The 14483-nt window shown below is 63.3% G+C and carries 10 protein-coding genes; 6 read left to right on the top strand and 4 right to left on the bottom strand.

Annotated features, from left to right (window positions below):
- Positions 1-59 precede the first annotated feature (59 nt).
- The 3 genes from KW824_RS12675 to KW824_RS12665 form a co-directional block, all read right to left on the bottom strand.
- Positions 60-1181, bottom strand: a complete 1122-nt coding sequence (locus KW824_RS12675; RefSeq protein WP_218409961.1) for an alkene reductase — start codon at positions 1179-1181, stop codon at positions 60-62.
- A gap of 155 nt (positions 1182-1336) precedes the next feature.
- Positions 1337-2887 carry a TerC family protein gene (locus KW824_RS12670; RefSeq protein ID WP_218409960.1) on the bottom strand — a complete coding sequence of 517 codons (1551 nt, stop codon included), beginning with the start codon at positions 2885-2887 and terminating at the stop codon, positions 1337-1339.
- 316 nt (positions 2888-3203) lie between these two features.
- A complete protein-coding gene (locus tag KW824_RS12665; protein ID WP_005330229.1) occupies positions 3204-4130 on the bottom strand; it encodes a cation diffusion facilitator family transporter in 927 nt (308 codons plus the stop codon).
- Positions 4131-4299: 169 nt separating this feature from the next.
- On the opposite strand from KW824_RS12665, the gene KW824_RS12660 reads away from it, so the two are divergent.
- The 6 genes from KW824_RS12660 (at position 4300) to KW824_RS12635 (ending at position 12913) form a co-directional block, all read left to right on the top strand.
- Positions 4300-7362 carry an FAD-binding and (Fe-S)-binding domain-containing protein gene (locus KW824_RS12660; protein WP_218409959.1) on the top strand — a complete coding sequence of 1021 codons (3063 nt, stop codon included), beginning with the start codon at positions 4300-4302 and terminating at the stop codon, positions 7360-7362.
- On the top strand, positions 7362-7850 hold the full coding sequence (locus KW824_RS12655; RefSeq protein WP_042649317.1) for a hypothetical protein: 489 nt from the start codon (positions 7362-7364) through the stop codon (positions 7848-7850). The genes KW824_RS12660 and KW824_RS12655 overlap by 1 nt, the downstream gene beginning before the upstream one ends.
- 96 nt (positions 7851-7946) lie before the next feature.
- Positions 7947-8408 carry a hotdog fold thioesterase gene (locus KW824_RS12650; RefSeq protein WP_005330220.1) on the top strand — a complete coding sequence of 154 codons (462 nt, stop codon included), beginning with the start codon at positions 7947-7949 and terminating at the stop codon, positions 8406-8408.
- A gap of 181 nt (positions 8409-8589) precedes the next feature.
- Entirely contained in the window at positions 8590-10476 is a 1887-nt protein-coding gene (locus KW824_RS12645; RefSeq protein WP_041205964.1) for a DEAD/DEAH box helicase, read from the top strand.
- 209 nt (positions 10477-10685) lie between these two features.
- Positions 10686-11603 (top strand): LysR family transcriptional regulator, encoded by a 918-nt coding sequence (locus tag KW824_RS12640; RefSeq protein ID WP_218409958.1) that lies wholly within the window; start codon positions 10686-10688, stop codon positions 11601-11603.
- Positions 11604-11707: 104 nt separating this feature from the next.
- A complete protein-coding gene (locus KW824_RS12635; protein WP_043129598.1) occupies positions 11708-12913 on the top strand; it encodes an MFS transporter in 1206 nt (401 codons plus the stop codon).
- A 63-nt stretch (positions 12914-12976) separates the two neighbouring features.
- Here the strand turns inward: KW824_RS12635 and KW824_RS12630 are convergent, their stop codons facing one another.
- The gene (locus tag KW824_RS12630) at positions 12977-14299 is read right to left on the bottom strand and encodes a Na+/H+ antiporter family protein (RefSeq protein ID WP_041205963.1); all 1323 of its coding nucleotides are present in this window, start codon (positions 14297-14299) and stop codon (positions 12977-12979) included.
- Positions 14300-14483: the final 184 nt, after the last annotated feature.

The following is a 14483-nucleotide window of genomic DNA, read 5'->3' as shown; positions in this document are numbered from 1 at the left end:
ACAACGCGCCCGCCGATAAGGGCGGGCGCGTGGCTCCGAGGCCAGGCTGGTTGCCAGTCTCAGGCAGGCTGTGACGCTGTCTCGGCCTGATAGACGGGATAGTCGATGAGCCCCTGCTCACCACCGCCAAACAGGGTGGCGGGATCGTGGGGGGCAAAGGGATAGCCGTGGCGCAGCCGGTTCGGCAGATCCGGGTTCGCCACGAAGGGGCGGCCGAAGCCAATCAGGTCTGCCCAGCCCGCCTGCAGCGCGGCTCTGGCTCGCTCGCCGTCATATTTTCCCGCATAGATGAGGGTGTTGGGGAAGGCGTCCCGCAGCCCCTGCTTGAAGCCCTCCGCCATCAGGGGCGCGTCGTCCCAGTCCGCTTCGGCGATGTGCAGATAGGCGACATCGAGTGCTCCCAGCAGTCTGGCGGCGGCCAGATAGGTCTCCTGCGGGTTCGCATCCACGGTGCCGTTGAGGGTGGTGAGTGGCGCGAGGCGCACGCCCACTCTGTCTGCCCCGATTTCGCTGCTCACCGCCTCGGTTACCTCTTTCAGGAAGCGCAGCCGGTTCTCAAGGGAGCCGCCGTAGTTGTCGGTGCGGGCATTTGACTCGGAGTCGAGGAACTGGTTGATGAGGTAGCCGTTGGCGGCGTGCAGCTCGATGCCGTCAAAGCCGGCCTCCATGGCATTGCGGGCGGCCTGGCGGAACTGACCCACCACGGCGTCGATGTCGGCCTGGGTCATGGCACGGGGAGTGACCGTCTCCACAAAGCCGGGGGCGTCGCTGCCGTTGTCGACAAACACTTTCACCCCTTCGGCCTTGATGGCGGACGAGGAGATGGGCTGGGCGCCGCCTATGTTGTCCGGGTGGGTGACCCGGCCCACGTGCCAGAGCTGGGCAAACATGATACCCCCCTTGGCGTGCACCGCATCGGTCACCTGCTTCCAGCCAGCCACTTGTTTGGCGCTGTGGATCCCCGGCGTCCACGCATAGCCCTTGCCCATGGGATCAATCTGGGTGCCTTCACTGATGATGAGACCGGCGCCCGCGCGCTGGGCGTAGTAGGTGGCCATCATGGCATTGGCCACGTCACCGGGCTGGCTGGCGCGGGAGCGGGTCATGGGCGGCATGACGATGCGGTTGGAAAGGTGCAACTGGCCGAGGCGAAGGGGGCAGAACAGGGGATCGTGGTTCATGGTGAATTCCTCGTGTTGAGATGGAGGAGACTCTAGAGGGGATTGTCATTGTGAAAAAGAGGGGTAATTGCAGAAGAGAATTGCCCTTGGCACAGCAATGGGCCTGAGGCCATGAAAAAGAGGGCCTGTCGGCCCTCTTTTGAGGTTGCGGCAGATCAGGCGGCGCTGGCGCCTATCGGGGTGACCCGCACCCGCTCTATCCGGCGCTCGCTCACCGCCAGCACCTCGAAGCAGAGCTGACCGAGGCGCAGTTGCTGGCCGCTGGTGGGCAGGCTGCCGAAGTGGGAGAGCAGCATGCCGGCGAGGGTCACGTACTCATCGCTCTCGCTCACCAGGCCGTCATGACCCAGGGTCTGTTCTATCTGGTGGATGTTGGTGCTACCGTTGATGAGCCAGCTCTCCCCCTCCTGGACGATGTCCGGGGTCTCATCCTCGTCCGGCAACTCGCCGACGATGGCCTCCAGCAGATCGTGGTTGGTGACCAGCCCCTGGATGATGCCGAACTCGTCCGCCACCAGAATGAAGCTGCCCCTGGCCTGGCGCAGCTCTGCCAGCAGCCGGATCACGTTGATGGTCTGGGGTATTATGATGGGGTCGTTCTGCTTGGCGAGCTCGGCCAGGGACTGCCCCTCGTTGAGGGAAAACAGCAGATCCCGCGCCTTCACCACCCCGATGATCTCGTCCAGCTCCCCGTCGCAGACCGGGAACAGGCTGTGGGGTGCCCGCTGCAGCAGGGCCCGGATCTCGTCCGGGGAGTCATTGACGTCGATCCACTCCATCTCGGCGCGGGGGGTCATGATGGTGCGGATGGAGCGCTCGGCGAGCGACAGCACCCCGGTCACCATGTAGCGCTCTTCTTCTCCGAAACTGATGGGGCGGGGGGCGTCCAGCTCCTCTTCCTCATCCTGCTGCGGGTGCTGGTTGGCCCGGCTGCCCCCCATCAGTTTGAAGATGGCGGCCGTGGTGCGCTCACGCAGGGGCTGCCTGGATTCGTGGCGCTGGGCACTGCGCTGGGCGAGCTGGTTGAAGAACTCGATGAGCACAGAGAAGCCGATGGCCGCATAGAGATAGCCCTTGGGGATGTGGAAGCCGAAGCCCTCCGCCACCAGGCTGAAGCCTATCATCAGCAGGAAGCTCAGGCAGAGCACCACCACGGTGGGGTGGGCGTTGACGAAGCGGGTCAGGGGCTTGGAGGCGATCACCATCACCACCATGGCGATGGTCACGGCCGCCATCATGACGCCCAGGTGTTCCACCATGCCGACCGCAGTGATGATGGAGTCCAGGGAGAAGACGGCATCCAGCACCAGGATCTGGGCGATCACCACCCCGAATCCGGCATAGACACCGGCCGGGCCCTGCTCCTCCGGCTTGGCCTCCAGCCGTTCATGCAGCTCTGAGGTGGCCTTGAACAGCAGGAACAGGCCGCCCCCCATCAAGATGAGATCACGACCCGAGAAGGGGTGATCCCAGATGTGCAGTATGGGGGTGGTCAGCGTGACCAACCAGGACATCACGCTCAGCAGGGCGAGGCGCATGATCAGGGCCAGGGAGAGGCCGATGAGCCGGGCCTTGTCCCGCTGGGCGGGGGGCAGCTTCTTCACGAGGATGGCGATGAAGACCAGGTTGTCGATCCCGAGCACTATCTCGAGGATGATCAGGGTGAACAGACCGACCCAGATAGACGGGTCCAGCAAGAATTCCATTAGGATGACCTCAATAAAAACAGACGCAGTGGATGTCGCTCACGGCAAGGGCCGTGGCAGGCTAAGGCTCGAGTGTTTTCAGAGGCGCTGATTGAGCAGGTACAGATAGGCTTTGATGGGGAAAGACGAAGGGCTACTTCGGGGGTTGTCCATGATGGGCAATAAAACCTCGGGTCAAAAGTGAGCCCTGATGATAACGGGAATCCCGTATTTGGCAAGAGAACACCCAAGGAAGAGCAAAGGGAAGAGGCATGCCGCCCACTGTGGGGGACAGGGGCGGGCGGAGCTTGCCGGGCAGGCTCCGCCTTGCTGCTTACTACAGCCAGCGCTTCTCGCGGGTGAAGCAGACCGAGAGCCAGGCATCCCCCAGGGTATCGCCGAGGCGGGACCAGAGCTCCTGGCGCAGGGCATCCTGGCGCTCGACGGGCCATTCCTGGCCGGGGGCCACCAGAATGTTGAGTTCGAGATCGAAGCGGCGGCCGCTTTTCGCCAGATGGCTGTAGCACTCGATGCCATGGCGCTGGCGCAGGGCATCTATCTCGCTCTCGACCCGCGCTGAAACATCCCCCTTGGGAGCGATTTTCAACACTTCTCGCAGGTTGCGACCGAGTACCTTGATGGGGATCAGGGTGGCGCACAAGGCGAGCAGGGTGACCAGCACGGGATCGATGTAGCGGTTGTAGTGGCCGTAGCCGAGGGCGTCGAGGCCGATGGCGACCACGAAGCCGATGAGCAGGGTGGCGCTGAGCAGGGTGTCGACCAACCACTCCTTGGCGTCGACCCGCACCAGTTCGGAGTTGAGCCGCTCGGCAACGCCCGCCTCGATCCGGTAGATGATGGCGCAGAAGAAGGTACAGACGGCGGCGTAGATGAGAGCGTGGCCGAGGTCTATCTCCCGTCCCCCTTCGAGCAGGGAGGTGATGCCGCTATAGAGGGCGCCGAGGCAGAGCAGCAGGATGACGGTGCCGTTGATGACGTTGGTGATGGGCTCGAAGTGGGCATAGCCGTACTGGAAGCGTGAGTCGGAGGGGCGAGTCACCAGGTAGGCGGTGATGAGTCCGAGTCCCGTCATGCCCATGCTGAACAGGGTGAAGATGCCATCGAGCATGATGGCGTTGGAACCGACGAACAGGCCGTAGCCGATCCCGAAGATGGCGAAGCTGATGCAACCGAACAGCGACAGGGTCAGCGCCTGTTTCTCGGTGCGAACCAGCGTACTGATAACATGGCTGTGATGAGCCATAAGAGTCCTCCTTTCAAATGGTGAAGATTGCACGCGCAAGCGGTTTTCTAGCTGATATACTGCCCGCTCACATGTGAGCGGACTGGTTCGGGGGCCCGCGAAGAGGCTGGCCCGAACGGTCGTTGTCGCCGGAGTTCCGGCATCAAGCAAAGGATGGGAACAAGGATTCATGATCCCGAGACTCGATTACCAGGACAGTTTGTCACCTACAACCCTGCAGTTTCTTGAGTTGCTGGCGCGCTCAGCATTTCGTGGTGATATCGAAAAGTCTTATGCAAGCCGGTTGGCGATGGCGACGGATAACAGCGTCTATCAGGTCGTACCTCAGGCGGTGCTCTATCCGCGTAGCGCGGATGACATAGCGGTGATGCTCAAGCTGGCCCAGGGGCCCGAGTACGCGGCCTTGAGTTTCTTCCCTCGCGGCGGCGGTACCGGCACCAATGGTCAATCCTTGGGCGGCGGCATTATCGTCGATCTCTCGCGCCATATGAACCAGATCCTGGAAATTAATCTGGAGCAGGGCTGGGTGCGGGCCCAGGCCGGGGTGGTGAAGGATCAGCTCAACGCCTACCTCAAACCCCACGGCTACTTCTTCTCGCCGGATCTCTCCACCTCCAACCGCGCCACCCTGGGCGGCATGGTCAACACCGACGCCTCGGGTCAGGGGTCGCTGGTGTACGGCAAGACCTCGGATCATGTGCTGGGGCTCAAAGCGGTGCTGGAGAACGGTGACATCATGGCGACCGAGCCGGTTAATGGCGCGCGTCTCGCCGACAAGCTGGCGCTGGAGAGCCGGGAGGGGGAGATCTATCGCACCCTCTATCGCATAGGCCGCGATCGCCGCGCCGACATCGAGGCCACCTTCCCCAAGCTCAACCGCTTCCTGACCGGTTACGATCTCAAGCATCTTTATGTCCCCGAGACCGACACCCTGGATGTGAGCCGGGTGCTGTGCGGATCTGAAGGATCCCTAGGTTTCATCACCGAGGCGCGCCTCAACATCACCCCTATCCCGCGCTACCGTACCCTGGTCAACGTCAAGTACGACAGCTTCCCGTCGGCGCTCAGAAACGCCCCCTTTATGGTGGAGGCTCACGCCCTGTCGGTGGAGACGGTGGACTCCCGGGTGTTGGGGCTGGCCCGTGCCGACATCATCTGGCATTCGGTCAAAGAGTTCATTCAGGACGTGCCCGGCAAGGATCTGCAGGGGCTCAACATCGTCGAATTCGCCGACACCGACGAGGCTGAACACCAGGCCAAGGTGGTCGAGCTGTGCCGCCGCATCGACGCCCTGCTGGCCAAAGGGGAGGCGGGCATCATCGGCTATCAGGTGTGCAGTCACCTGCCGAGCATCGAGACAATCTACGGTATGCGCAAGAAGTCGGTGGGGCTGCTTGGCAATGCCGAAGGGCGAAAGAAGCCGGTGGCCTTCACCGAAGACACCGCCGTGCCACCGGAGTCACTCGCGGACTTCATCATGGAGTTTCGCGCCCTGCTTGATGGCCACGGTCTCGACTACGGCATGTTCGGCCACGTCGATGCGGGTGTGCTGCACGTGCGCCCGGCGCTGGACTTGTGCGACCCCGAGCAGGAGGTACTGCTGCGGCGCATCTCGGATCAGGTGGTGGCGCTCACCGCCAAATATGGCGGCCTGATGTGGGGGGAGCACGGCAAGGGCTTTCGCTCCGAATACAGCCCCGCCTTCTTCGGCGAGCTGTGGGAGGAGCTGCAGCGGGTCAAGGGGGCGTTCGATCCGGCTAACCGCATCAACCCGGGCAAGATCTGCATCCCTTATGGCAGCGGTGCCGAACTGGTGTCGGTGGACGGTCCCAAGCGCGGCAAGTTTGACCGCCAGATCCCGATTGCGGTGCGCGAAAGCTACACCCGCGCCATGGATTGCAACGGCAACGGCCTCTGCTTCACCTTCGAGACCGACTCCCCCATGTGTCCCTCGGTCAAGATAAGCCGCGACCGCCGCCACTCCCCCAAGGGGCGGGCCGGGCTGATGCGCGAATGGCTGCGTCAGTTGGCGGAGCAGGGCTACGATCCCCTGGCCGAAGAAGTGGCGCTGCAAAGCGGCGGTCTGCGTTTCAAGCAGATTGTCGACAAGTTCCGTAATACCCTGGCCCGCGCCCGCGGCGAGTACGACTTCTCTCACGAGGTGATGGAGGCGATGGAGGGGTGCCTGGCCTGCAAGGCCTGCACCAGCCAGTGCCCCATCAAGGTGGACGTGCCCACCTTCCGCGCCCGCTTCATGCAGCTCTACCACAGCCGCTATCTGCGCGGCCCCAAGGATTACTTCGTCGGCACCGTCGAAGCTTATGCGCCCCTGCTCGCCAGGGCGCCCAAGCTGGTCAACTTCTTCCTGGAAAAAGAGTGGGCCCAGAAGGCGACCGAGAAGAGCATCGGCATGGTGGATGTGCCGCTCTTGAGTATTCCCACCCTGGCCGAGGAGCTGCGTGATCACAAGGCCCGCTACTTCGACCTGCCGGGGCTGGAGGCCATGAGCCCCGAGCAGCGCAAGAAGGTCGTGCTCATCGTGCAGGATCCCTTCACCAGCTATTACGACGCCCCCGTGGTGCGCGACCTGGTGAAGCTCGCCAGCAAGCTGGGCTATCAGCCCTACCTGCTGCCCTTCAAGCCCAACGGCAAGCCCCAGCACGTGAAGGGCTTCCTGCGCGCCTTCGCCCGCACCGCAGCCAGCAGTGCCCAGTTCCTCAACAGGATGGCGGCGCTGGGCATCCCCATGGTGGGAGTCGATCCCTCCCTGGTACTCTGCTATCGCGATGAATACGTGAAGGCGCTGGGCCCTGTCCGCGGCGACTTCCAGGTGCTGCTGCCCCAGGAGTGGCTGCTCTCTCTTCCTGCCCCGCAAGTCAGTGCCGCAGCGAAAGAGCCGGGAGAAGCCGAGCCCTGGTATCTGTTTGCCCACTGCACCGAGAAGACTGCCAAGCCCTCGACTCACGGTGACTGGGGTACCCTGTTTGGCCGCTTCGGCGCCACGTTGCAGCCGGTGTCGGTCGGCTGCTGCGGCATGGCCGGCACCTATGGTCACGACGCCAGGCAGGTGGACAACTCCAAGGGGATCTACTCCTTGAGCTGGGCCGAGCCGCTCGCTCGCCTGCCCAAGGATCGCTGTCTGGCCACGGGTTATTCGTGCCGTAGCCAGGTCAAGCGGATGGAGGGGGAGAAACTCAAGCATCCGCTGCAGGCGCTGCTGGAACTGCTCTGATGCTGCGCTTCCCCAAGCGGTTTCGGGTGCCGCAAGCCTATCGGCACCCGAGCTTTCTGCTGCTGCCTGCCAGCCCAACTCAGGCGGTGGTGGAGTTCGTCGCCATGCTGCGCGAGCGGGAGCAGCTTCATCAGCTGTTTCGCCCGGATGACGTCTGGCCCTCGGCTCAGTTCAGCCTGAGCCAGCACGAGGCCGATCTGGAGTGGCAGCGCTCGGAGTTTCTCGCCAAGCGCTCCTTCGCCTATGGCCTCTGGAGCCCGGAGCGGGAGCCCGAGTTCTGGGGCGGGGTCTATCTCTACCCCTCGGTGTTGCCGGAGGTGGAGGTGGAGCTCTTCTTCTGGAAGGTGGCCGAGGCCCCCCTTGATGACGTCGTGCTGGAGGCCGAACTCCGTGCCTGGCTGGGCAAGGTGTGGCACTGGCATCACCCGCGCCTGCCGGGGCGCGAGCTCCCCTGGGCCGAGTGGCCCGGGGTGACCTATCCCTGGTGACGCAAGGTACTTGTCAAGATGCCCCGGATCGGGGCATCTTTTTTCGCCGGCACTGATCGTGTCCAACTCATTGATCACATAAGGAGTCTGCTCGCCATGAGTCAAGAAAACGCCCCCATCTGGCGCAAACCCATGAGCCTCGAAGGGCTCAATGCCAGCTCCCGCAACACCCTGATGGCCCACCTTGGCATCCTCTATACCGCCTTTGGGCCCGACTGGCTCGAGGCCAGCATGCCGGTGGATCACCGTACCCATCAGCCCCTTGGCATGCTGCACGGTGGTGCCTCCGTGGTGTTGGCGGAGACGTTGGGGTCGCTGGCCGCCAACATGGCGGTAGGGGAGGAGAGCTACTGCGTGGGACTGGAGGTGAACGCCAACCACCTGCGTGCCAAACGGGAAGGGGTGGTGACAGGGCGTTGCTCGCCGCTGCATCTGGGAGCGACGACCCAGGTGTGGCAGATTGACATTCGTGATGAACGTGGGCGTTTATTGTGCACCAGTCGATTGACCATGGCGGTGCTCAAACACAAGCGGGACAAGGACTCCAGCGGGGCGTGACAAGCAATAACGCACCAGTAGTGCAAAATAAGCAAGCCATAGTCGCAAGATCCCTCTATAATTGCCAACGTCTTGAGACGCTTATCACATTTTTCAAGACAGCAGAACAAAGTGGCGCTATAATCGCCGCCTTTTTGCTATTCCGCGGTGCTTAGCCGCCTGCCTTACTCTGGAAGAATCTATGTCTGATACCCATACCGAACAAATGCCCCTTTTTAGTGAGCTTGGACTGGCCGCGCCTGTATTGAAAGCGCTGCAAGACGTGGGCTATGAGCGCCCGTCACCGATCCAGGCCGCAGCAATTCCCCACCTGATGGCGGGACACGATCTGCTGGGGCAGGCGCAAACCGGTACGGGGAAGACCGCTGCTTTTGCCTTGCCTCTGTTGTCTCGTCTGGAAGCTGGTAACCGTAACACCCAGATTTTGGTGCTGGCACCGACCCGTGAGCTGGCGCTGCAAGTTGCCGAGGCGTGCCAACGTTACGCCAAGCACATGCCTGACTTCCATGTCCTGCCCATCTACGGTGGCTCCTCTTACGAAACCCAGACCCGCGCCCTGCGCCGTGGTGCCCAGGTGGTCGTCGGTACCCCTGGCCGCGTGATGGATCTGATCCGTCGCAAGAACCTGGACCTCTCCGGCCTGAAAGCCCTGGTACTGGACGAAGCCGATGAAATGCTGCGTATGGGCTTCATCGACGACGTGGACTGGATCATGGAGCAGTGCCCGGCCACCCGTCAGGTTGCCCTGTTCTCTGCCACCATGCCGGACCAGATCCGTCGTGTTGCCCAGAAGCACCTGAAGCAGCCAAAAGAGATCAAGATCATCACCAAGACGTCCACCGCACCGACCATCCGCCAGCGCTACTGGCAGGTAACCGGTCTGCACAAGCTGGACGCCATGACCCGTCTGCTGGAAGTCGAGCCGTACGAAGCCGTACTGGTCTTCGTGCGCACCAAGAACGCCGCCGAAGAGCTGGCTGGCAAGCTGGCCGCCCGTGGTCACGCCTGTGAAGCCCTGCACGGTGACATCCCGCAGAAGCTGCGTGAGCGTACCGTCGACAAGCTGCGTCAAGGCCAGCTGGACATCCTGATCGCCACCGACGTGGTCGCCCGTGGTCTGGACGTCGAGCGCATCACCCACGTGGTGAACTACGACATTCCGTACGATACCGAATCCTACGTTCACCGTATCGGCCGTACCGGCCGTGCCGGTCGCAAGGGCGAGGCCATCCTGTTTGTGGCTCCCCGCGAGCGCCGCATGCTGCGCGCCATCGAGCACGCCACTCGTCAGGCCATCGAGCCGATGAAGATGCCGAGCACCGAGGACATCAACCAGCACCGCATGACCAAGTTCAAAGAGCGCATCCGGGAAACCATGATGGGCGAAGAGCTTGAGATCTACGTGAACCTGGTGAACGAGCTGATCGAAGAAGATTCTGCCGATCCGCTGGAGCTGGCTGCCGCCCTGGCCAAGCTGGTGCAGGGTGACCAACCGCTGCTGCTGGATGACTCCGTCACTGAACCGGCAAGCGACCGTGCTGGCCGTGAGTTCGAGCGCCGTGACTTCGGTGATCGTGCTCCCCGTGATTTCGGTGACCGTGGCGATCGTCCTGCCCGTCGCATGCCGTCCCTCGAGCCGCGTCCGCTGAAAGACAACCCTGACGTGGAGATGGAGCGTTACCGCGTAGACGTGGGTGCCCATCACGGCGTCAAGCCGGGCCAGATCGTCGGCGCCATCGCCAACGAAGCGAACATCGAGAGCCGTTTCATCGGCAACATCGACATCGCCGATGACTTCTCCACCGTCGACCTGCCCAAGGGCATGACCGCCGACGTGCTGGAAGTGATCAAGAAGGCCCGTGTCTGTCAGCGTCCGCTGATGATCACCCGCTACACCGAAGTGCCGGCTGGCAGCAACACTGCTCCCCGTCCGCCCCGCAGCGATCGTCCCTTCAACAAGGATCGCCGCCCCAGCGGTGACCGTCCGTTCAACAAGAGCGGGGAGCGCCGTGAAGGTGGTTTCAACAAGGATCGCAAGTTCGGTGGCAACAAGCGCCGCGACAGCTGAGTCCAGATCTGATTGATGAAAGGCCGCTCCATGAGCGGCCTTTTTTGTGCGCCTCGTTCGGGCAGGCCAATCGCACAAGACACCGGGGAGGATGGCATGCTGCCAACCCGCGGAGTGCGGCCGAGGGGACGGGATGCTACCTTGTGCCACGGGATGGCGGTGGCGCAAGATGACACGCCGCCAGGCGGTGACGGACAGGAGAGAGACGGATGGATAGATTGGGGGTGATGGAAGTCTTCGTGCTGGCGGTGGAGACAGGGTCTTTCTCTGCTGTGGGGCGTCGGCTGGGGCTGGGTCAACCCACGGTTTCCAAGCTGATTGCCCAGCTGGAGGAGCGTCTTGGCAGCCGCCTGCTGCTGCGCTCGACCCGTGGCCTGGCCCCCACCGAGGCGGGGGAGGCCTATTATCGGCGTGCCAGGGAGATATTGGCGCAAGTCAACGAGGCTGACGCCATGGTGCAGCAGTGCCGGGCCGGTCTGAGTGGTCGCTTGCGGGTGAGCGCCCCCGTCACCTTCGCCCGGTTGCACATCATCCCGCACCTGTCGGATTTTCTCAGGGATCACCCAGGGCTGGATCTCGAGATCCTGCTGGACGATGGCAACGTCGATCTCATCTCGGCCGGCATCGATGTCGCCTTGCGGCTCGGGGAGCAGGCGGATTCGGCGCTGGTGGCCCGCCGCCTCTCCCGCTGCGAGATGCGGGTGCTGGGCACTCCGGCCTACTTCGCGGCCAGGGGCATGCCGGCCACCCCCCAGGAGTTGCAGGATCACGATCTGGTGCTCTACAGTCCCAAGCCCGGCATGGGGCAGCAGTGGCTGTTTTGCCGCGAAGACGAACGGGTTGCGGTGCGAGGGCGGGGACGGCTGATGGTCTCGGCCGCCGAGGGGATGCGGGCCGCTGTGCTGGCGGGGCTCGGGCTAGGTATCGCCTCCGAGTGGATGTTCGCCCCCGAGCTTGCCCGGGGGGAGGTGGTGGTGGCGCTGCCGGGGTGGCAATTGCCGACGCTGGAGCTCTGGACCCTGCTGCCGGCAGGTCGCGAACTCAGCGCCAAGGCGCGCGCCTTCCTGACCTTCGTGGCCGGGCTGCCCGGCGTGGGGCAGGGGCCGGAGCATGCCGCGGTGGAATAGGTGTTATGGCGGGGGGCCTGCTACTGCCGCCCCGCGCCCAGGGGTAGTCTGTGTTCATCCAGCCCGTCTCTGCACGGGGTTCACTCATCAATGAGGATGACATCATGAGTTCATCAGATACCTCCGTTGGGACTGCCATGGCAAGCGGCACCCCCGGCCCCGCCCTTGTCTTTGCCATGGCTCTCTCCTGCGGTCTGGCGGTCGCGAACATCTATTACAACCAGCCCATGCTGGCGGTGATGGCACAGGATTTTCCCGGCCAATCCGCCATCCCCCTGATCGCCATGCTGACCCAGCTCGGTTATGCGACCGGCCTGTTGTTGCTGGTGCCGCTCGGGGATGTGGTCGAGCGTCGCTGGCTCGTCCTTGGGCAGTTCATGTTGATAGCGCAGGCGTCTGCGATGGCGGCCATGGCCACGGGGGCATCCCTGTTGATGTTGGCCTCGGTGCTGCTCGGGATCGGTGCCACGGCGGCCCAGCAGATTGTGCCGGTGGCGGCCACCCTGGCCGATCCCGCCAGGCGAGGGGCCGTGGTCGGCAGCGTGATGAGCGGCTTGCTCGGCGGCATCCTGCTCAGCCGTACGCTGGCGGGTCTTGTCACCGCCTATGGTAGCTGGCGGGCCATGTTCTGGTGCGGGGTACCATTGGCTCTGCTGGGGGGGCTGCTGATGGCCAGGATGATCCCGCTCGATCTGCCGCGCACCAGCCTGAGCTATCCTCGCCTGCTGGCCTCTCTCGCCGAGCTGTGGCGCGAGGAGCCCGCCTTGCGCCGCGCCACCCTGATCCAGGCCTTGCTGTTTGCCTCCTTCAGCACCTTCTGGACTGTGCTGGCTTTCTACCTCGCCGATCCCGCCTACGGGCTCGGGGCCGAGGTCGTCGGCCTGTTCGGGGTGATCGGCGTGGCGGGCGTGGTGGCTGCCCCGCTGGCGGGACGGATGGCCGACCGGCGGGGGGCGAGATCCGTGGTGCTGGTGGGTGCCCTGCTGGTGGTGCTGGCCTGGATCCTGTTCGAGACATGGCTCTCTCTGGTCGGGCTGGCGCTCGGGGTCATCTTGCTGGATCTGGGGGTACAGAGTGCGCTCGTCGCCCATCAGCAGCTCATCTATGGCCTGAGGGCCGAGGCGAGGGGGCGGATCAATACCCTCTTCATGACCGGCATGTTCCTGGGGGGAACGCTCGGCTCGAGCCTGGCCATGCTGGCCTGGCAGCAGGAGCGCTGGGTCGGTGTGTGCTGGGCGGGCCTAGCTCTGGCGCTGGCGGCCTGTCTTGGTGCCCTCGCCGGGAAGCGGAGTCTGCACCCCGCTTCCTGAGACGAACCAGAAACAACAAAGGCGACCCTGGAGTCGCCTTTAGTCTGCCTGCGTGGCGCCCTGTCAGAGCACCATGGCGGCTATCCAGCCGAAGATGATGAGCGGGATGTTGTAATGGATGAAGGTGGGCACCACGCTGTCCCAGATATGGTCGTGCTGGCCATCGGCGTTGAGGCCAGAGGTGGGACCGAGCGTCGAGTCGGAGGCGGGGGAGCCCGCATCCCCCAGCGCACCCGCAGTCCCCACCAGGGCGATGGTTGCCATGGGAGAGAAGCCGAGGTGGATGCACAGGGGCACATAGATGGTGGCGATGATGGGCACAGTGGAGAAGGAGGAGCCTATCCCCATGGTGATGAGCAGGCCCACCAGCAGCATCAGGAAGGCGGCCAGCCCCTTGTGGCCGGCCATCATGCCGGAGACGGACTGCACCAAGCTCTCCACCCCATGGGTCTCCTTCATCACGGCGGCGAAGCCGGCGGCGGAGATCATGATGAAGCCGATGAGGGACATCATGCGCACGCCCTGGGTGAAGGCATCCTGGCTCTCGCGAAACTTGATGACGCCGCCACAGGTGAAGATGATGAAACCAGCGAGGGCCCCCAGCACTATGCTGTTGGTCATCAACTGCAACCCCAGCGCCACGGCGATGGCCAGCAGGGCGACCCAGATATGGTTGAAGTTCAGTTCGACGGTTTCCGGCTCGGCGGCCAGGATCTTCTCCAGATCATACTGGCGCGGCTTGCGATAGCTGAAGAAGACCGCCACCAGCAGCCCGATGAACATGCCGAGCACCGGTATGGCCATCGCCAGCGGCAACTGGCTGAACTCGACCGCCACCCCGTTGTCGATCAGGTTCTTGGCCAGGATGTTGTTGAGGAAGATGCCACCAAAGCCCACCGGCAGCAGCATGTAGGTCGCAGTCAGGCCGAAGGTGATGACGCAAGCCACCTGGCGGCGATCTATCTGCATCTGGGCCATGACGTGCAACAGCGGCGGGATCAGGATGGGAATGAATGCAATGTGGACCGGGATCAGGTTCTGGGAGGAGATGGAGACGCCCAGCACCGAGGTGAGCAGCAGGCTCTTGACCCAGAGGATGCGGGACGAGCTAGCATCCTTGCCGAGCTGGCTGATGACCTTGCGGGCCAGCAAGTCGGTGATCCCTGAGCGGGAGATGGCCACCGCGAAGGCCCCCAGCATGGCGTAGGAGAGGGCGATTTCGGCGCCGCCACCCAGCCCGCCGGTGAAGGTGCCGAGGGTCTGTTCGAGGGAGAGGCCACCGAGCAGGCCGCCTACGATGGCGCCGATGGCGAGAGAGACCACCACATTGATCCGCAGCAGGCTGAGCACCAGCATCAGCGCCACCGCGATAACAACAGGATTCATTTGATTTCCTTATATATTGTGTTGCTGTCTGTCGGGGGAAAGTCAGCTAGTTTGCGAAAAACGTGACAAAAGTCGAGAAAAAAAACGGCAAAATGGCCTCTTCACGGCATTCCTGCCGAGCAAATTCGGATCAACCGGGATGGAATGCTGAAAACGGTGCTGTATGACCCTGTTTATGCCGTTC

The organism is Aeromonas sp. sif0611 (genome assembly GCF_019218845.1).
Taxonomy (GTDB): domain Bacteria; phylum Pseudomonadota; class Gammaproteobacteria; order Enterobacterales; family Aeromonadaceae; genus Aeromonas; species Aeromonas media.
This window is presented reverse-complemented; position numbering and strand designations above follow the sequence as displayed.

Excerpts from the sequence above, each read along its gene's own strand:
- KW824_RS12660 (WP_218409959.1), top strand. The coding sequence starts at position 4,300 with ATGATCCCGAGACTCGATTACCAGGACAGTTTGTCACCTACAACCCTG.
- KW824_RS12630 (WP_041205963.1), bottom strand. The coding sequence starts at position 14,299 with ATGAATCCTGTTGTTATCGCGGTGGCGCTGATGCTGGTGCTCAGCCTG.
- KW824_RS12675 (WP_218409961.1), bottom strand. The coding sequence starts at position 1,181 with ATGAACCACGATCCCCTGTTCTGCCCCCTTCGCCTCGGCCAGTTGCAC.
- KW824_RS12670 (WP_218409960.1), bottom strand. The coding sequence starts at position 2,887 with ATGGAATTCTTGCTGGACCCGTCTATCTGGGTCGGTCTGTTCACCCTG.
- KW824_RS12650 (WP_005330220.1), top strand. The coding sequence starts at position 7,947 with ATGAGTCAAGAAAACGCCCCCATCTGGCGCAAACCCATGAGCCTCGAA.
- KW824_RS12655 (WP_042649317.1), top strand. The coding sequence starts at position 7,362 with ATGCTGCGCTTCCCCAAGCGGTTTCGGGTGCCGCAAGCCTATCGGCAC.
- KW824_RS12635 (WP_043129598.1), top strand. The coding sequence starts at position 11,708 with ATGAGTTCATCAGATACCTCCGTTGGGACTGCCATGGCAAGCGGCACC.
- KW824_RS12640 (WP_218409958.1), top strand. The coding sequence starts at position 10,686 with ATGGATAGATTGGGGGTGATGGAAGTCTTCGTGCTGGCGGTGGAGACA.
- KW824_RS12645 (WP_041205964.1), top strand. The coding sequence starts at position 8,590 with ATGTCTGATACCCATACCGAACAAATGCCCCTTTTTAGTGAGCTTGGA.
- KW824_RS12665 (WP_005330229.1), bottom strand. The coding sequence starts at position 4,130 with ATGGCTCATCACAGCCATGTTATCAGTACGCTGGTTCGCACCGAGAAA.